This window comes from Streptomyces lanatus (assembly GCF_014655715.1).
GTDB classification, from domain to species: Bacteria; Actinomycetota; Actinomycetes; order Streptomycetales; family Streptomycetaceae; genus Streptomyces; species Streptomyces lanatus.
On sequence record NZ_BNBM01000019.1, the window covers coordinates 112,515 to 130,335 of the forward strand.

Annotated in this window: 15 protein-coding genes; 4 read left to right on the forward strand and 11 right to left on the reverse strand. The window is 70.7% G+C overall.

Annotated features, from left to right (window positions below; translation table 11 throughout):
• Window positions 1–83: 83 nt before the first annotated feature.
• The 3 genes from IE325_RS37195 to IE325_RS37205 all read left to right on the forward strand — a co-directional run bounded on the left by IE325_RS37195 (window position 84) and on the right by IE325_RS37205 (window position 3,212).
• Complete coding sequence (locus tag IE325_RS37195; RefSeq protein ID WP_190074582.1) at window positions 84–770, forward strand: response regulator transcription factor; 687 nt, start codon at window positions 84–86, stop codon at window positions 768–770.
• Window positions 763–1,875 carry a sensor histidine kinase gene (locus tag IE325_RS37200; RefSeq protein WP_190074583.1) on the forward strand — a complete coding sequence of 371 codons (1,113 nt, stop codon included), beginning with the start codon at window positions 763–765 and terminating at the stop codon, window positions 1,873–1,875. Before IE325_RS37195 ends, IE325_RS37200 begins: the two co-directional genes overlap by 8 nt.
• A 98-nt stretch (window positions 1,876–1,973) precedes the next feature.
• A complete protein-coding gene (locus IE325_RS37205; protein ID WP_190074584.1) occupies window positions 1,974–3,212 on the forward strand; it encodes an LPXTG cell wall anchor domain-containing protein in 1,239 nt (412 codons plus the stop codon).
• Window positions 3,213–3,254: 42 nt separating this feature from the next.
• Here the strand turns inward: IE325_RS37205 and IE325_RS37210 are convergent, their stop codons facing one another.
• From IE325_RS37210 to IE325_RS37260, 11 genes are all read right to left on the reverse strand, one after another.
• Window positions 3,255–3,743 carry a GNAT family N-acetyltransferase gene (locus IE325_RS37210; protein WP_190074585.1) on the reverse strand — a complete coding sequence of 163 codons (489 nt, stop codon included), beginning with the start codon at window positions 3,741–3,743 and terminating at the stop codon, window positions 3,255–3,257.
• A 20-nt stretch (window positions 3,744–3,763) separates the two neighbouring features.
• The gene (locus IE325_RS37215) at window positions 3,764–4,969 is read right to left on the reverse strand and encodes an SUKH-4 family immunity protein (protein ID WP_190074586.1); all 1,206 of its coding nucleotides are present in this window, start codon (window positions 4,967–4,969) and stop codon (window positions 3,764–3,766) included.
• A gap of 286 nt (window positions 4,970–5,255) precedes the next feature.
• The gene (locus IE325_RS37220; RefSeq protein WP_190074587.1) at window positions 5,256–7,565 is read right to left on the reverse strand and encodes a xanthine dehydrogenase family protein molybdopterin-binding subunit; all 2,310 of its coding nucleotides are present in this window, start codon (window positions 7,563–7,565) and stop codon (window positions 5,256–5,258) included.
• A complete protein-coding gene (locus IE325_RS37225; protein ID WP_190074588.1) occupies window positions 7,562–9,247 on the reverse strand; it encodes a 2Fe-2S iron-sulfur cluster-binding protein in 1,686 nt (561 codons plus the stop codon). The genes IE325_RS37220 and IE325_RS37225 overlap by 4 nt, the downstream gene beginning before the upstream one ends.
• The gene (locus tag IE325_RS37230; RefSeq protein WP_190074589.1) at window positions 9,244–10,137 is read right to left on the reverse strand and encodes an FAD binding domain-containing protein; all 894 of its coding nucleotides are present in this window, start codon (window positions 10,135–10,137) and stop codon (window positions 9,244–9,246) included. Before IE325_RS37230 ends, IE325_RS37225 begins: the two co-directional genes overlap by 4 nt.
• A 236-nt stretch (window positions 10,138–10,373) precedes the next feature.
• On the reverse strand, window positions 10,374–11,999 hold the full coding sequence (locus IE325_RS37235; RefSeq protein ID WP_491590975.1) for a beta-N-acetylhexosaminidase: 1,626 nt from the start codon (window positions 11,997–11,999) through the stop codon (window positions 10,374–10,376).
• Between the two features lies 1 nt (window position 12,000).
• Window positions 12,001–12,834: a carbohydrate ABC transporter permease gene (locus IE325_RS37240; protein WP_373315290.1), complete on the reverse strand. Its 834-nt coding sequence runs from the start codon at window positions 12,832–12,834 to the stop codon at window positions 12,001–12,003.
• Between the two features lie 14 nt (window positions 12,835–12,848).
• Entirely contained in the window at window positions 12,849–13,829 is a 981-nt protein-coding gene (locus IE325_RS37245) for a carbohydrate ABC transporter permease (RefSeq protein ID WP_190074591.1), read from the reverse strand.
• Window positions 13,826–15,121 carry an extracellular solute-binding protein gene (locus IE325_RS37250; RefSeq protein WP_190074592.1) on the reverse strand — a complete coding sequence of 432 codons (1,296 nt, stop codon included), beginning with the start codon at window positions 15,119–15,121 and terminating at the stop codon, window positions 13,826–13,828. The genes IE325_RS37245 and IE325_RS37250 overlap by 4 nt, the downstream gene beginning before the upstream one ends.
• A 199-nt stretch (window positions 15,122–15,320) precedes the next feature.
• Complete coding sequence (locus tag IE325_RS37255) at window positions 15,321–15,611, reverse strand: DUF3039 domain-containing protein (protein WP_030946851.1); 291 nt, start codon at window positions 15,609–15,611, stop codon at window positions 15,321–15,323.
• A gap of 29 nt (window positions 15,612–15,640) precedes the next feature.
• Window positions 15,641–16,213: a YqgE/AlgH family protein gene (locus IE325_RS37260; RefSeq protein WP_190074593.1), complete on the reverse strand. Its 573-nt coding sequence runs from the start codon at window positions 16,211–16,213 to the stop codon at window positions 15,641–15,643.
• A 252-nt stretch (window positions 16,214–16,465) separates the two neighbouring features.
• Here IE325_RS37260 and murA point away from each other — a divergent pair, with 252 nt between their 5' ends.
• Window positions 16,466–17,806 (forward strand): UDP-N-acetylglucosamine 1-carboxyvinyltransferase, encoded by a 1,341-nt coding sequence (gene murA / locus IE325_RS37265; RefSeq protein ID WP_190074594.1) that lies wholly within the window; start codon window positions 16,466–16,468, stop codon window positions 17,804–17,806.
• Window positions 17,807–17,821 lie beyond the last annotated feature (15 nt).

Below are 17,821 nucleotides of genomic sequence, written 5' to 3' on the forward strand. Positions count from 1 at the left end.
TCAGTGAACGCGGTGCGGTGTTGCCTGCGCGTATGCGGATTTCGATACGCCGCCGATACGCGCCGGCTCCTAGCATCGATGGCATGCGTGTGCTGATCGTCGAGGACGAGCCCTATCTGGCGGAGGCCATCCGGGACGGGCTTCGTCTGGAGGCGATCGCGGCGGACATCGCGGGTGACGGCGACACCGCGCTGGAGCTGCTGGGCGTCAACGCGTACGACATCGCCGTGCTCGACCGTGACATCCCCGGTCCGTCCGGTGACGAGATCGCCCGCCGTATCGTCGCCTCCGGCAGCGGGATGCCGATCCTCATGCTCACCGCGGCCGACCGCCTCGACGACAAGGCGTCCGGTTTCGGACTCGGCGCCGACGACTACCTCACGAAACCCTTCGAGCTGAAGGAACTCGCGCTCAGGCTCAGGGCGCTCGACCGCAGACGTGCCCACCACAGGCCTCCCGTACGGGAGCTCGCGGGACTGCGCCTCGACCCGTTCCGCAGAGAGGTCTACCGGGACGACCGCCATGTCGCGCTGACCAGGAAGCAGTTCGCGGTGCTGGAGGTCCTCGTGGCCGCCGAGGGCGGGGTCGTCAGCGCCGAGGACCTGCTGGAACGGGCGTGGGACGAGAACGCCGACCCCTTCACCAACGCCGTACGCATCACCGTCTCGGCCCTGCGCAAGCGGCTCGGCGAACCCTGGCTGATCGCCACGGTGCCGGGCGTCGGCTACCGCATCGACACGGCGCCGGACTCCGGAGGCGACCATGGATAGGGCACCTGGTCCGAGCGTCCGCCTCAGACTCACCCTCAGCTACGCCGGATTCCTCATGGTCGCCGGCACGCTGCTGCTCGCGGCGGTGTGGGTGTTCCTGCTGCGTTACGTCCCCGAGCGTGCCGTGCTCATCGTCCCCGACGACGGTGGCGCGCCCGGTGATGTCTTTCCCGTCCGGTCCAATCTGCTGGGCGTCTTCGCACCGAGGGCGGCCGCGGTGTTCGCGTTCCTGCTGGTGTTCGGTCTCGTGGGAGGGTGGTTCCTCGCCGGGCGGATGCTCGCTCCCCTGACCCGCATCACCGACGCCACCCGCAGGGCCACTCACGGCTCGCTCTCCCACCGCATTCAACTGCCGGGCCGCGACGACGAGTTCCGTGAACTGGCCGACGCCTTCGACGCGATGCTCGCCCGCCTCGAAGCACATGTCGCCGAACAGCGGAGATTCGCGGCCAACGCCTCGCACGAGCTGCGCACCCCGCTCGCGATCACGAAGTCCCTGCTCGACGTGGCCCGCACCGACCCGGACCACGACACCGGCGAACTCATCGACCGTCTGCACACCGTCAACGCCCGCGCGATCGACCTCACCGAGGCACTGCTCCTGATCAGCCGCGCCGACCAGCGCGCCTTCACCCGGGAAGACGTCGATCTGTCCCTCCTGGCGGAGGAGGCCACCGAGACCCTCCTCCCCCTCGCGGAGAAGCACGGCGTCACCATCGAGACCGGCGGCGACATCACCCCCACGTCCGGATCGCAGGCGCTGCTGCTGCAGCTGACCATGAACCTCGTGCACAACGCGATCATCCACAACCTGCCCGAGCAGGGCACCGTATGGGTCACCACCGGCGTCCACCCCGGGACGGTGACGCTCACCGTCGAGAACACCGGCGAGCAGCTCACCCCGGAGCTGGCCTCGACCCTCACGGAGCCCTTCCGGCGCGGCACCGAGCGCGTCCACACCGACCACGCGGGCGTCGGCCTCGGCCTGGCGATCGTCAGGACCATCACCGAGGCCCACGACGGAACCCTGACGCTCACCCCGCGCCCGGCCGGCGGGATCAGGGTCACCGTGGAACTCCCCACATCCCCCTCAGTTTCTTCATGAACGGCGGCGCAACCTTCGGGGCTCTCGGGATGTCCAGTACATGACTGGACGGTGACGTTCCGATCGCCGTGCTTCCGTTTCGACGAGGAGACCCATCCGTGCGCCAGCGCCTCCGCCCCTCGTACCTCCGCACGTCGGCCGCCTGGGTGGCCGCCGCCGCGATCGCCGCGGCCGTTCCCGCGATCGCCGCCCCCACCGCGTATGCCGAGGAGGGCGAGCCCTCCCTGGTGATCTCGACCCTGCCGACTACGTCCCCCAAGCCGGGCGAGGTGTACGACGAGAACGTCGTCATCACCAACAAGGGCACCGCCGCCGCGGACGGCGTCACCTTCCGGATCCGGCTGACCCGCGGGCTCGACTTCCCCGAGACCGTCGAGGGCTGCACCTACTCGACGATCGAGGACAAGGTCAGGCAGGCCCTCTGCGAACTCGACACCGTCGTCGAACCCGGCGCCTCCGTCGAGACTCCCGTGCGCTTCAAGGCACAGCCCAGCGCCCTGATGGAGGCCATCGAGTACGGCACCTCGGCCACCGGCGAAGCACCGGGCGAGGGCTTCGGCGACAGTCACCGGCGGCTGACCCTGACCGCCGACAGCTCGGCCGATCTCGTCGCCATCGGCGAGGACACCGAGGCGCTCGCGGGCGACCGGCAGTCCATCACGGTGGGGCTCCGCAACGACGGCCCGGGCTGGATCCAGAACCAGGAGAGCGACGACCAGACCGCCCTCATGGTGCGGATACCGGAGGACACGGTCGCCACCCAGGTGCCCGAGGAGTGCGCGCCGTTCGGGATCGACGGCCCGTCCGGACCCGGGGGTACGCCGGGCAAGTCCACGTACGTCTGCTGGCCAGCCGATCACACCATCGACGTCGACGAGACGCTGTCCTTCACCTTCATGCTGGACATCGACGACGACGCGAAGACCACCACCGGCGAGGTGAAGGCGACCTCCGTCTACGACATCCACCCGGAGTTCGACAAGAACCCCGCCAACGACAAGGCCGCGATCCGCGTCGCCATCCCGACCGACTACGAGCCCGAACCCGCCACCTCCGGCGGCTCCTCCACCGGCGGCTCGACGGACGGCGGCGCCACCACGGGCGGCGACGGCAACGACCCCGAGGGCCAGTCCACCGGCGGCACGGGTGGCACGGGCGGCAGCACCGGCGGTACCGGCACCACCGGTTCCACCACCGACTCCGTCGACGGCAACCTCGCCAGCACCGGCTCCGACGGCACTCCTCTCATCGCCGGCGCCGCAGCCGCCACGGCGGCCCTGGGTGGCGGCCTGGTCCTGGCCGTACGCCGCCGTCGCGCGGCCGCCAACTCCTCCTGACGACCCCTGCCTCTGGGCCGGCGCGCACAGCCAGCAGCCGGCTCAGGGGTACGGCGTCGTCCGCGCGACCGGCACCTGGAGCAGTCTCGGCGAGTTCTCGAACCCCTGGCGGGCGTAGGCGGGGACCGCCCGAGGCGACGAGTGGACGGTGACCCGCTCAAGGCCTAGCTCCCTCGCCCTGGCCAGGGTCTCGGTGATCAGCCGGCCACCCAGCCCGGAGTCCCGTGCCTCGGGGACGACATACACGCACTGGAGATCGCCGGACGCCCGGTGCAGCGCCTGCGGGGTCGGCACCCGGTGGACGACCGCCAGCCACGCCATACCGAGGATCTTCGCGTCGCCGCCCACCAGGACCATGCAGCGGTGCGAGGAGGAATTCCGCTCGGCCCAGTCGACGAAGTGGCGTACGAACTCCTCGCGTTCCACGCCCGTCGGCGCGGAGCCGTCGCCCTCCAGGATCCACTGCCAGCGCAGTCCGGCGACGGCCGCCAACTCCCCCGCCTCGGCGGGCCGGACGATCACACGGTCCATGCCGGCCCCGCCGATCGGGCTCACCGCGCCCCGCCCACCGACTCCAGCGCGCCGCACGCCTCGTCCTGGAACACCTGCGTCCAGTAGTGCCGTCCGTCCGTGCCCGCCTCGGTGCCCGTCGGATCGACCGTCGACAGGACCTGGAGCATCGTCATGGCCAGCTGGTCGTAGGTGTCGGCCGTCAGGGCGTGGCCCGACTCCTCGTCGATCGTCTGCTCGCGGTGCAGCAGCCAGAGGGTGAAGGCGAGCGTCGAGATGTCGGTGTTCAGCGGGAACAGTCTCGCCTCGGACTCGCTCCAGTTCAGGACCGCGCCCGTCGAGCCGTCGACGACCAGGCTGTGGTCCTCGACGAGATGCCCGAGGCGGATCAAGTGACCGGCCCCGACCGGGAGTTCGGCCGAGGCATCGATGTCGGCGTAGTACTCGGCGAGCGTCGGCAGCGACACGTCGTCGGTGTCGAGGGTGAACAGGAAGCCGTCCTCCGGCAGGCCCACCTCGCGCAGGAAGCGGCGAGTCGGCTCATGGCGGAGCGCGCCGGGGAAGTCGACGTCCTCGAAGCGCACCATCCTGCGCCGGCCGAACTCCTCGTCGAGCAGCCGCGGCGGCAGGTCCAGGGCCAGCCCCGACGCCCCGGCCCGGCCCGCTACGAGCGCCAGCGGCCGGATCAGCGCCGCCATCCTCCAGAACGGCGCGGGCTCGCCGTCCGTGGCCTCCTCGAACACGGAGAGCAGATGCCGCGAGGCCTCCGCCACCGCCTTGGGGCCGTAGCGGCCGACGTACGAGGCGAACTGGCCGCGCAGCCCCGCCAGTTCGTCCGTGGCCTCGGCGAAGCGCACCAGGGTGTGCAGGGACGGGGCCAGGGGGCGGCGGTCCATCAGGTCCGGGCGGTCGTGCAGGAAGTGCGTCGTCGAGATCTCGCCCGTCGCCCCGTCCAGCAGGACCGACTCCGTCTCCAGGCCGCCGGGGCCCAGCAGTCCGCCTATCACCAGCTGGTCCCGCAGCTCCGCGGTCAGCCTGTCGTCCGCGTCGCCCGTGGAGTCCGCCACCCTGCGCAGACCGTCCCGGCCCAGCCCGGCGAAGCTCAACACGCCATTGTCCCCGGGCAGTCCGGGGCCGGTCAGCCAGCGCCTGGTCGACGCGTGAGTGACGTACGGATCCAGGTCCGCCTCGGTCAGGACGATCGACGTCGCCGTGTCACCGATGTGGGTTGTGATCGTCGTGCTCATGGCTCCCCCGCATGCGCTTTCTCACCGCCCCCGGGCACGACACGGCCGGCTGACCGACCGACCGCCGGATCCGGCTGCCGTCCCCACTGCCCAGAACACTACGCGCCACCACTGACAACGCCCCTGGGCCACAGCACGCCCGCTGACAGCGCTTCACCTCAGTAGACGCTCTCCCCACCCGCGAACGTTCCCTTCCGGCTGGAATCGCTCCCACGACCGGCCTCGCGGCGCGGACAATCCCGCACCTTCGGGACAGTCCGGTCCCGGTCCGCCGACCGGGGCCGGTTCACTGCGCGTTGACCACCGCCGCCTGCGGGCGGATCGGCAAGCGGTTCACCGGCCGGCCCGTCGCCGATCGCACCGCCGACGCGATGGCCGCCGGAGACGTCACCACCGGCACCGCGCTGACCGCCTTCGCACCGAAGGGCGCGACCACGTCCCGCTCCTCGACCAGCTTCACGATCTGGATGTCGGGGGCGTCGAGCGCCGTCGGCAGGGAGTAGCCCGTCAGATCCGGGTGGCGGATCAGGCCGCGTGCCGAGCGCAGGTTCTCCGTGAGCGCTATGCCGACGCCCTGCGTCACCCCGGCCTCGATCCGCGCCTGGAGCTGCGCCGGGTTCAGCACCCGGCCGACGTCCTGGGCGAGGGCCAGTTCCACGACGCGCACCGAGCCCAGCTCGATGTCGACGTCGACCACCGCGCGGATCGCGCAGAAGGACATGCCCACGAAGGCATCGCCCTGCCCGGCGTCGTCCAACGGTTCGGTCGGGTGCGGGCGGCACTGGGCCGTCGCCCACAGCTCCTTGCCGTCCATCGCCTCGGTGACGGTGGTCGACAGGACTCCGTCGTACGACGTGATCTTGCCGTCGGTGATCTGGAGCAGCTCGGTGGACATGCCGAACTTGTGCGCCAGGGGCTGCAGCAGCTGCGTACGGACCATCTTGGCCGCCCGCTCCACCGCGCCGCCCGACACCCAGGTGTGACGGCCGCGGCAGCCCGCGCCCGCCGGGGGCTGGTCGGTGTCCACGGGCGCGACATGCACCTCGTCGATGCCGAGCGTGTCCTGGACGATCTGCCGGGCCAGCGTCGTGAAGCCCTGGCCGGTCTCGACGGCCGCGCAGAGCACGGTCGCCACACCGTCGTGGACCTTCACGGTCGCCGTGGAGACCTCGTCCGCGCCCTCGGCGCCGAGCATGTGCACCATGCCCAGGCCGTAGCCCACGCCCCGGCGCACGGCACCGGGTTCGCCCGCGCCCTCGGGGCCGCCGGGCAGCAGCCACTCGTCCTCGGGGGTGTCCTTGGGCAGGGCCGGAAGCGGGTAGTCCCGCACAGCCTGCAAGAGCTCCGCCACCGGGGCCGGACAGGTCACCGTCTGGCCGGTCGGGAGTACGTCGCCGGTGGCCAGCGCGTTGCGCAGGCGCAGTTCCGCCGGGTCGACGCCGAGCTTCTTGGCGAGCTTGTCCATCTGCGCCTCGTAGGCGGCGCACACCTGCATGGCGCCCTCGCCGCGCACATGGCCGGAGGGCGGGTTGTTGGTGCGTACGGCCCAGCCCTCGATGAAGGCGTTCGGGACGACGTACGGCCCGCAGGCGAAGCCGACCGCGGCGGCCAGGGCCTCGGCGGAGGTGTCGGCGTAGGCACCCGCGTCCAGCAGGATCTGCGCCTCGACCTTGACGAGCTTGCCCTCTGCGTCCGCGTGGTGGCGGTACCGGAGAAGGGTGGGGTGCCGGTGGGTGTGGCCGAGGAAGGACTCCTCGCGCGTGGCCGTCAGCTTCACCGGGCAGCCGGTCTTCAGCGCCAGCAGGCCGAGCGGGAGTTGGAAGCCCTGGTCCTCGCGGTCGGCGGTGGCGCCGGGGACGCCGGTGACGACGACCTTGACGCGCTCGGGCTCCAGGCCGTAGCAGGCGGCGGCCCGGTCGCGGTCGGTGTGCGGGTCGGTGGAGGCGAGGTACAGCTCCACGCCGCCGTCCGGGCGCGGCACGGCGAGGCCCGCCTCGGCGCCGATCGGGGCCGGGTCCTGGCGGCCGATGCGGTACAGGCCCTCTACGACGATGTCGCCGGCCGCGTCGGGGTCGCCGTGGCGCAGCGGGATGTGCCGGATCAGATTGCCGTCGGGGTGCAGCGGCTCGGCCTCGAAGGCCTGCTCGGGGTCGGTCACCGGGTCGAGCGTCTCGTACTCGACGATGACGGCGGCGGCGGCCAGGCGCGCGGTGTCGGGGTGGTCGGCGGCGACGGCGGCGATGGGCTCGCCGTGGTGGCGTACGACCTCGGAGGCGAACACCGGGCGGTCGGCCTTGCCGCGGCCGAGCAGCGGGCTGCCCGGCACGTCCTCGTGCGTGACGACGGCCCGGACGCCGGGCATCTCGCGCGCGTGGGTCGTGTCGATGGACTTGATGCGCGCGTGCGGGTGCGGCGAGCGCAGTACGGCCGCCCACAGCAGGCCCTCGGCCCACAGGTCGGCCGCGTACGGGAACGTGCCCTCGGTCTTGGCGCGGGCGTCGGCGGGCTGCAAGGAGGCGCCGATGCCGTGCGGGATCTGGTCGGGGGCGGGGGCTGCCTCCGCGGCTGTGGTCGCGGTGGCGGCTTCGTTGCTCACGCCTGGCCTCCGTCCTGGCCGTACGCCTGGTCATGCGGTCGTCCCATGGCACCCGGCGCCTCGAACGCCGACGGGTTGACCCCGCCGGCCCCGGGGCCCGCCTGGTGAGGGATACGCGGCTCGTCCCCGTCCTGTTCGCCGTCGTCGGCACCGGCATGCGCCTCGCGTTCGGCGACGACCTCCTTGACGGCTTCCACGACGCCCCGGTAGCCGGAGCAGCGGCACAGGTTGCCGCACAGCGCCTGGCGGGTCTCCAGCTCGCTGGGTGCCGGGTTGCCCTCCAGCAGGTCGTGCACGGTCATCGCCATGCCCGGCACGCAGAAGCCGCACTGCACGGCGCCGCACCGGGCGAGCGCGCGCTGCACGTCGGAGGGCCGGCCGTCCTCGGCGAGCCCCTCGACCGTACGGACCTCGGCGCCTGCGGCGGTCACGGCGGACACCAGGCAGGACGCCACGAGCCGTCCGTCGACCTGCACGTTGCAGGCCCCGCACTCGCCCTGCGAGCAGCCGTCCTTGGCGCCCGCGAGGCCGAGCCGTTCCCGCAGCACGTAGAGCAGCGACTCGCCGATCCAGGCGTCCGAGACGGGCCGGTCGACGCCGTTGACGCGCAGGACGTAGGAGGCGAGGGGGTGTTCCTCACCGGGCAGCGACGGCGCGTCGTCGGTCTGCTCGGCGTCCCCGGCGTCCTCCGTGGCCTCGGGGCCCGGGTCGTCGTCGGCGGGCGGCTCCGCGGGGCCCTGGGGGGCCTCTGTGACGCCTTGGGCGTCCGGGCCGTCCGTTGCGGGCTCACCGGTCCCGGGAGCGTCCTGTGAGGCCTCTGTAGCGCTTTCGGCGGAGTCCTCGGCGGGCCGCTCGGAGCGGCCCGGGGCGAATGCGTCGGGCTCCACGCGCGCGTGGGGCTCCGCGGCCGGGTCGCCGTCGCGGCCGAACGCGGCGGACGCCGGACCGGTTCCGACAGGCCGCCGGTTGGGGCGCCCGCCGGTGGGCCCGGCGTGCGGGTCGCCGGGTTGCGGTCCCGGCTGCCCGGGAACGTGCCCGGCATCGGCAGGCCGCCCGGGCGCGGTTCCCAGCGCCTCGCCGGTCGCCGCGGCGGCCTCGGCCTGCTCTCCCCACGGCTGTCCGGTCGGCTGCGTCGCCCACGGCGCGGCGGCGCCGCCCGGCAGCGTGGCCGGCGGGGTGCCGCCCCACTGCTCGACGAGCGACGACGTGGTGAACTCGCCGGATTCGTCCGGAAGGTCACCGTCGGCGACGGGGATCGACCACTGCCCGGTGACGTCCTGGCGCTGCGCGGCGGCGTCCTGTCCGGCCGCGGTCGCCCCGGTCTCCGAGAAGTTCCACTGCTGGGTGGCGCCGGGGTTGTACGTGAACCGGTCGCCGCCCGCGTCCTGCGCGGCAGCGTTCGGGTCGGGCCACCGGTCACCCTCGGCGGGCACGCCGGCGGCGGGCCAGCCGGCGGGGGCCGCGGGGTCGGCGCCCGCTCCCTGCGCGGCCGCTATCTGCGGCGGGACGTACCCGTGGCCGGGCGCGGCGAGCGGGGTGTCGGAGGATGCCAGGAGGGCGTCGATGCCGCCTTCGGGGAGCTTGACGAAGGCGGTGGCGCCGTCGTCGTACTCACCCTGGGGCAGCGGGTCCCAGCGGCCCGCGCCCTGGGGCGTGCCCTCTCCGTGCTGGTCGTCGGTCACGACAGCGCCCTCCCCAGTGCTCGTCGGGCCAGCGCGGCGACGGTGCGCCGCAGGTGCAGTACGGCGGGCGGATGCTGGGCCACGGATCCGTCCTCGGCCGGGGCCGGGTCGGGGATGCAGGCCGCGGCGACGTACTCGCCGAAGGCGCCCAGCGCCTCGGGGACGATGGTGCGGTTGTTGTCCCAGTCGATCAGCTGGGCGACCCACTGCTCGGCCTCCAGCGGCCTGAGCGGCATCGGCGCTATGGCGCCGACGGCGCACCTGACTCCGCGCCGGGCGGGGTCGAGGACGACCGCGACGGACGCCATGGCGCGCCCCGGGCCGGTGCGGCCGGTGGCCTTGAGGAAGACCTGCGGGGCGTGCAGCAGCGGCACGCGCACGTAGCCGATGAGTTCGCCGGCGCGCAGCATCTCCATGCCCGCCAGCAGGTGCGACACCGGGATCTCTCTGCGGGCTCCACCCGGGCCCGCGACGATCAGGGTCGCTTCGAGGGCGGCGAGCACCGGCAGGGCGTCACCGGTCGGGGACGCGGAGGCGATGTTGCCGCCGAGGGTGCCGGCGTTGCGGATCTGCGGCGGGCCCGCGGCGCGTGCGGCGGCGGCGAGCGCCGGGATGAGGGCCGCGAAGTCGGGGCGGCCCATGCGCGCGTGCGTGAGTCCCGCGCCGAGCAGCGCGTGGCCGTCCTGGTACTGCCAGCCGCGGATCTCGCTGATCCGCCCGAGTCCGACCAGTGCGGCGGGCCTGAGCTGCCCGGAGTTGACGGCGGCCATGAGGTCGGTGCCGCCCGCCACGGGCACGGCGGCGGGCATGGCCGCGAGGGCCGCCACGGCCTCGTCCAGTGTCGTGGGCAGCGTGACGGCCTGCGCCGCCTGCGGTGCGTGCGTGGTCAAACCGGCTGCCCCTTCCCGCTGCCCCACCTGGTCCCACCTGTGTTGCCGTACGGTACGTGCTGACAGGGCGGACGTGGCAACTCTGGCACATCTTCGCAGGGCACGAAGACAGGGGTCCGCTAGGAGGCATTCGCCCACCTGATCAGGGAGATGGTCCGTTTTCGCACGGCATCACCCGGCATCACCAGTGCGTACCGATTGACACTCTTCGGTGACCCGTTGCCGGTTTTTTTCCATTATCTGTTCGGGGGCGGGCCGTCGATCGGCCGGCCCAGCACTCCGGGGCGCCGCTGCCAGGGCCGCGGTCCCGTGGGTGGCCGGTACGCGACCCCCAGGGCGTCAAGTCGCCCGTAGTGGACGGCCAGTCGGCGCTCGAAGCCGGCGAAGTCCCGTTCCGCGGGGACGGGCAGGCTGCTCCAGGCCACTTCGGCGAAGGCGGCCAGGCGCGGAAACGCCTGGTAGTCCACCCGTGCCTGGTCCTCCATCACCTCGGTCCACACATTGGCCTGCGTGCCGAGCACATGCCGGGCCTCGTACGGCGTCAACTCGGCGGGCACCGGCTCGAACCGATAGACGTCCTCCAGGGAGCGCACATAGCCGATCGGCACCGGCTCGTCGGCGCCCGCGTCCTGACGGTGGTCCAGATACACCTGCTGCTCGGGGCACATGACGACGTCGTGACCCGCGCGGGCCGCCGCGATTCCACCGGCGTATCCACGCCAGGACGACACGGCCGCGCCTTTCGCGAGCCCGCCCTCCAGAATCTCGTCCCAGCCGATGAGGCGCCGCCCGCGCGCGGAGAGCCAGCCGTCGAAGTGGCCGATGAACCACGCCTGGAGCTCGTCCTCGTCCTTCAGCCCGAGTTCCCGCATGCGGGTCTGCGCGGTGGCCGACTGCCGCCACTGGTCCTTGAGGCATTCGTCACCCCCGACGTGAATGAACTCCGAGGGGAACAGCTCCAGGACTTCCTCGAAGACGTCCTCGTAGAAGCGGAGGGTGTTGTCAGTGGGGGCGAGTACGTTCGGATTGATCCCCCAGGTGTCCCAGACGGAGAGGGCGGTCGTGTCGATGACGTCGGTGTTGCCGAGTTCCGGATACGCGGCGATGGCGGCCTGCGAGTGGCCCGGTACGTCGATTTCGGGGACGACGGTGATATGCCGCTCGGCGGCGTACGCGACGATCTCGCGGATGTCGTCCTGGGTGTAGTGGCCACCGTGCGGCTTCTCCTCCCACAGCGGGGAGGCCCGGTGGCCGATTTTCGTGCGCGCCCGCCAGGAGCCGACTTCCGTCAGCCGGGGGTACTTCTTGATCTCGACGCGCCAGCCCTGGTCGTCCGTCAGATGGAAGTGGAAGACGTTGAGTTTGTGCGCGGCCAACAGGTCCAGGTAGCGCAGCACGCCGTCCTTGGGCATGAAGTGCCGGGCCACGTCGAGCATGAGGCCGCGCCAGCGGAATCGGGGCGCGTCCTCGATGGTGAGGTGCGGCACGGCCCAGGTGCGGTCGCGGCCGACCGGGGCCCTGCGGTAGGCGTCGGGGCCGAGGAGCTGACGCAGCGTCTGGGCACCCCAGAAGACACCGGCCGCGCCGCCGCCCTCGATCAGGACACCGCTCGGGCCGCTGACGAGGCGGTACTCCTCGGCGCCCAGCCCCGGGGCGAGCCGGAGCCCGATGCCGTCGCCGTCGGTGTCGTCGAGTTCCCACCCCTCACGCAGGGGCAGCCCGGTGGCCTGGCGCAGCACGCCGCTCAGCCACTGCCCCACGCCCTCCGCCCCCGGGCCGGCATGGATCTGCGAGTACTCCGTCAGCCTCACCTCACCGGAACCGGCGACGACATCACGGGGCATCGGAATCAGTTCAGTCACGTCAGTCCTTTACCGCTCCGCCCAGCCCCGACACCAGCCGTCGCTGCACGAGCACGAAGAAGATCAGTACCGGAATCGTCATCACCGTGGACGCCGCCATCACACCACCCCAGTCCGGCTCGTCCGGCTTGTAGAAGACGAGCAGGGCCATCGGCAGGGTCGACTGCGAAGTGTCGCTGATGATGAAGGACTTGGCGAAGAGGAAGTCGTTCCAGGCGGAGATGAAGGAGAAAACGCTGGTGGCCACGAGCCCCGGGAAGACCAGCGGGAAAAGGATCTGCCACAGGAATCGCGACCGGCTCGCCCCGTCGATGTACGCGGCCTCCTCCAGCGCCTCCGGAACGGCCTTCACAAACCCCCGCAGCATCCAGATCGCGAAGGGCAGCGAGAAGGCGATGTGCGGCAGGATCAGCGACCCGAGGGTGTTCAGTTGGCCGAAGTCCCGCATGAGGAAGAACAGGGGGATGGTGAGGGCCTCCACCGGCACCATCTGGGCCACCAGAAACATGATCAACAGCGTGGTCCGGAAGCGGAACCGGAATCGTGTCACCGCGGTCGCCGCGAGAAACGCGATCAGCGCCGAGGCGATCACGACGGTGCACGCGACGACAAGGCTGTTGACGAAGTAACGGCCGAATTCGTTCTGCTCGAAGACCCTCCGGAAGGAATCCAGGGAAGGGTCCAGCGTCCACGGCCGCGGCTCGCTCGACTCGATCTCCCCGGCCGGTTTGAAGGCCCCGAGCACCATCCAGTACAGCGGGAACGCCACGACCACGGCGATGAGCAACGCGGACGCCTCGGCGAACAGCCGCCAGGGACGCCGTACGAAAGTCACCGACTTCACCGATCTCACAGCTCCTCCCCCTGCCTGCGCAGCAACCGCAGATATACGAGCGTCACGGCCAGCAGGATCAGCAGCATCACGACACCGATCGCCGAACCCAGGCTGTACTGCGAGGACGCGAACGCCTTCTGGTAGGCGTACACATTCAGGACGAGGTTCTGCCCCGCGATGCCGCCGCCGTTGGTCATCACATAGATCTGAGTGAAGACCTTGAAGTCCCAGATCACCGACTGGATGGTGACGACGACCAGGATCGGCCGCAGCATCGGCGCCAGCACCGACCGCCAGATCCGCCACTGCGAGGCCCCGTCCAGCGCGGCGGCCTCCAGCACCTCGGCGGGAACGGCCCTGATCCCCGCGTACACCGTCACCATCACGAACGGAAAGGAGCACCACACCACTTCGAGCAGCACGAGAAAGAAGGCACTGAGCCGCCCGTACGTCCAGGAGTAGTCCCCGAGCCCCAGCATCCGGTTCACCGGCCCGAAGTCCGGATCGAACAGAAACAGCCACACGGTCGACCCGGTGATGGCGGGAGTCGCCCAGGCCCCGAGCGCGGCCAGCATCAACGCCAGCCGGGGAAGCGCCCGCACCCGCGTGAGCAGCACGGCGAGCGCACACCCGACAGCAAGGGTGGACACGACACAGGCGGCGGCGAAGACGAGGGTGGCGAGCAGTACTTGCCAGAACTGCGAGTCCGAGAACAGCGCGCTGTAGTTCCCGAACCCCTCAAAGGTGGTGGGTTCTCCGCCGCTGACCTGGGCCTGCGTGTACTGGAAGAAGGAGATCAGCCCGAGCTGGTAGACGGGGTAGACGAGCAGTCCAGCAAGGACAACAAGCGCCGGGGCGAGATACAGCCAAGGAGTCCAGCTCTTTCGGCTCCGCGCGCTGGAACCCCCCAAGGGGCGCGGAGAACTGTGCGACAAACCACGATCCACCGGCAGCCGCACACGGCCCGCACGCCCCGAGCTGGTAGGCGCTGTCATCCGACGGACCCGAACGCCGAGTCCATCTTCTTCGCCGCATCCCCCGAAGCCCCGGCCACATCCTTCTTACCGCTGATGACCTCCTGGAACATCGTCGGCAGCACAAGCGACGCGTCGATCTCCGACCACGCGGGCGACGCCGGCACGAACTTCGTCCCCGCCCCCAGCGTCTCCACGAACGGCTTCACATACGGCTTCTCCGCCGCCGCCTTCTCCCGTACGTCCCCGAAGGTCGGCAGGAACCCCATCGCCTCGAACATCGACGCCTGCGTCTCCTTCGAGGCCAGCGACTCCATCAGCTGAACCGCGAGCGTCCGATGCGACGTGCTCTTCAGGACCCCGATGTTGTTGCCCCCGGCGAACGCCGGCGCGACGGACCCCGCCTTCACTCCCGGCAGCGGCACGACCGCGTACTTGCCTTTGACCTTCCCGGCCTCCACCGCCGCATGGCTGAAGTCACCTCCGATGGCCATGCTCGCCTTGCCCGCCGCAAAGGCGGTGACGGTGTCGTTGCCGCCCATGCCCGCGCACTTGGCGGCGGGGCAGTTGTCGTCGGAGAAGAGGGAGGTGTACGCCTTGATGCCCTTCTGGGCGGCCGCGCTGTCGATCTCCGAGGTGTACGAGCCGCCCTTGCCCTCGGCGAGTTCACCGCCGTTGGCCCAGACGAACGGCATCGCGCCGTACGTGTACGCCCCGCCGACCACGAGCCCGTACAGCTCGGGCTTCTCGGCACGCACAGCGCGGGCCGTGGTCGCCAACTCGGCCATGGTCTTCGGCACTTCGAGGCCGAGTTCCTTGAAGACGTCGGTCCGGTAGTACAGGGCGCGGACGCCGACGTAGAAGGGCGCGCCGTAGATCTTGCCGTCCACGGTGACGGACTGCTTGGCGGTGGGGTCGGTGTCCTTCGCCTCGCTCCAGGCCCCGAACTCCTTCGATACGTCGAGGAGCCCGCCGTCCTTCACATAGCCGGCGGTGTCGGTGTTGCCGTACTCGATGACGTCGGGTGCGGACTTGGGGTCGTTGAAGGCGGCCTTGACGCGCTGGGCGCGGGTCTCGACCGGGATGTACTCGACGTCGACCTTGGTGCCGTCGTGCTTCTTCTCGAAGGCGGCGACGACGGAGTCGACGACCTTCTCCTTCGGCTTGTTGCCGACTTCCTGGAAGAGCCAGACCCGCAGGGTGCCGGTCTTCTCGTCCTTGTCGGAGGAGGAGTTGTCAGAGGTCTGCGGGGCGCAGGCGGTGACGACCGCTGCCGCCGCGAGGAGTACGGCGAGTCGAGAGGGGAGCTTCATGGAGTGTTCCTCCGAGCGTGTGTTGCAACATATGCAATGGCTATTTCGCTCTGCACAACGCATCGGAGCCTAAGGACTACGTGAACATGTCCACAAGAGGTCTCAACCACTTCGTGACACGCAACGGGCACGCAAAGGCCCCCGGGCGCGTCGAAACGCGCCCGGGGGCCTCGCGAAGCTCGGACCTAAGACACCGGCGTTACTTCTTGTCGCCGCCCTTGCCCTTGTCGTCGCCGCCACCGGCGCCCATGGACTCGTAGATCTCCTTGCACATGGGGCACACGGGGTACTTCTTCGGGTCGCGGCCGGGCACCCAGACCTTGCCGCACAGCGCCACGACGGGAGTCCCGTCGAGGGCGCTCGCCATGATCTTGTCCTTCTGGACGTAGTGGGCGAAGCGCTCGTGATCGCCGTCGCCGTGGGAAGTCTGCGGCGTGGGCTCGACGAGGGTCCCCGTACCAGTCCCGCGCTCGGGCTCGAGAGTGCTCATACCGCCAAGAGTACTGAAGCTCACACGCATCAGTTGAGCGAAGGGTCGTCCGGGTACGTGGCCACCATCGCGAGCTCATTGCGCTGGCGCCGCAGCACCGAGCGCCAGAGTCTTTCCGGGGACGGCGAGGACACATCACCCGGCTCGGACTCCACGACGTACCAGGCGCCCTCGACCAGCTCGTCCTCCAGCTGGCCAGGCCCCCAGCCGGCGTACCCGGCGAAGATCCGCAAGGATCCGACGGCCGAGGCGAGCAGCTCCGGCGGGGCCTCCAGGTCCACGAGCCCGATCGCGCCGTGCACCCGGCGCCAGCCCAGCGGGGCGCTCTCGCCGTTCGAGTCGCCGGGGATGACGGCGACGCCGAGCGCCGAGTCCAGCGACACGGGGCCGCCCTGGAAGACGACGCCGGGCTCGCCGGCCAGATCCGCCCAGCCCTCCAGGATGTCGCCCACGTCCACGGGCGTGGGACGGTTGAGGACGACACCGAGGGAGCCCTCCTCGTCGTGGTCGAGAAGGAGCACCACCGCGCGGTCGAAGTTCGGGTCCGCCAGGGCGGGCGTTGCCACGAGCAACCGCCCTGTGAGCGAGGACACCTCGGTCATGCCAGACATGATCCCGCATCTTCCCTCCGCATGGGGAGGCAATGCCGGTTCGTGAGTGAACGCAGCTCAGGGCGGACAGAAGCGTCACCGGCGCACGGCCGTCATGGTGACCGCTCGTGCCCGGCGGTGAACCGTTCGTGTTGTGACAGAGCTATGACGTTCCTGAGCCGTACTTGGGCTTACTGAAGGGGGGTCGGCGGCGATTACCCTTTCCCTCCTGGCCCCTGCCCAACTCATCGGAACGCGAGATACATGACCGTCAACGACGATGTCCTGCTTGTCCACGGCGGAACCCCGCTGGAGGGCGAGATCCGTGTCCGCGGTGCGAAGAACCTCGTACCGAAGGCAATGGTCGCCGCTCTGCTGGGCGGTGAGCCAAGTCGACTGCGCAACGTGCCGGACATCCGTGACGTGCGAGTCGTGCGTGGACTGCTCCAGCTGCACGGGGTGACGGTCCGTCCGGGTGAGGAACCGGGCGAATTGGTGATGGATCCGTCGCATGTGGAGAGCGCGAACGTCGCTGACATCGATGCCCACGCGGGTTCCAGCCGTATCCCGATCCTGTTCTGCGGCCCCCTTCTGCACCGCCTCGGCCACGCCTTCATCCCCGGCCTCGGCGGCTGCGACATCGGCGGCCGTCCGATCGACTTCCACTTCGAGGTGCTGCGGCAGTTCGGCGCGACGATCGAGAAGCGGGCGGACGGGCAGTACCTGGAGGCTCCGCAGCGGCTGCGCGGCACGAAGATCCGGCTGCCGTACCCGTCGGTGGGCGCGACCGAGCAGGTGCTGCTGACGGCGGTCCTGGCGGAGGGCGTCACGGAGCTCTCCAACGCCGCCGTGGAGCCCGAGATCGAGGACCTCATCTGCGTTCTGCAGAAGATGGGCGCCATCATCGCGATGGACACCGACCGCACGATCCGCATCACCGGTGTGGACAAGCTGGGCGGCTACAACCACCGCGCCCTGCCGGACCGTCTGGAGGCCGCCTCCTGGGCGTCCGCGGCGCTCGCGACCGAGGGCGACATCTACGTCCGCGGCGCACAGCAGCGCTCGATGATGACGTTCCTCAACACCTACCGGAAGGTGGGCGGTGCCTTCGAGATCGACGACGAGGGCATCCGTTTCTGGCACCCCGGTGGCCAGTTGAAGTCCATCGCCCTGGAGACGGACGTACACCCCGGCTTCCAGACGGACTGGCAGCAGCCGCTGGTCGTGGCCCTCACCCAGGCGACCGGCCTGTCCATCATCCACGAGACGGTCTACGAGTCCCGGCTCGGCTTCACCTCCGCGCTGAACCAGATGGGCGCCCACATCCAGCTCTACCGCGAGTGCCTCGGCGGCTCCCACTGCCGCTTCGGCCAGCGCAACTTCCTGCACTCCGCGGTGGTCTCGGGCCCCACGAAGCTCCAGGGCGCCGACCTCGTCATCCCCGACCTGCGCGGCGGCTTCTCCTACCTCATCGCGGCCCTCGCCGCCCAGGGCACGTCCCGCGTCCACGGCATCGACCTCATCAACCGGGGCTACGAGAACTTCATGGAGAAGTTGGTCGAGCTCGGCGCGAAGGTCGAACTGCCGGGCAAGGCGCTCGGCTGACAAACGGTAAGCAGT

What these genes read in the sequence shown, in the direction of transcription:
- IE325_RS37195 (WP_190074582.1), top strand. Translation starts at nt 84, where the DNA reads ATGCGTGTGCTGATCGTCGAGGACGAGCCCTATCTGGCGGAGGCCATC.
- IE325_RS37200 (WP_190074583.1), top strand. Translation starts at nt 763, where the DNA reads ATGGATAGGGCACCTGGTCCGAGCGTCCGCCTCAGACTCACCCTCAGC.
- IE325_RS37210 (WP_190074585.1), bottom strand. Translation starts at nt 3,743, where the DNA reads ATGGACCGTGTGATCGTCCGGCCCGCCGAGGCGGGGGAGTTGGCGGCC.
- IE325_RS37215 (WP_190074586.1), bottom strand. Translation starts at nt 4,969, where the DNA reads ATGAGCACGACGATCACAACCCACATCGGTGACACGGCGACGTCGATC.
- IE325_RS37245 (WP_190074591.1), bottom strand. Translation starts at nt 13,829, where the DNA reads ATGACAGCGCCTACCAGCTCGGGGCGTGCGGGCCGTGTGCGGCTGCCG.
- IE325_RS37250 (WP_190074592.1), bottom strand. Translation starts at nt 15,121, where the DNA reads ATGAAGCTCCCCTCTCGACTCGCCGTACTCCTCGCGGCGGCAGCGGTC.
- IE325_RS37255 (WP_030946851.1), bottom strand. Translation starts at nt 15,611, where the DNA reads ATGAGCACTCTCGAGCCCGAGCGCGGGACTGGTACGGGGACCCTCGTC.
- IE325_RS37260 (WP_190074593.1), bottom strand. Translation starts at nt 16,213, where the DNA reads ATGACCGAGGTGTCCTCGCTCACAGGGCGGTTGCTCGTGGCAACGCCC.
- murA (WP_190074594.1), top strand. Translation starts at nt 16,466, where the DNA reads ATGACCGTCAACGACGATGTCCTGCTTGTCCACGGCGGAACCCCGCTG.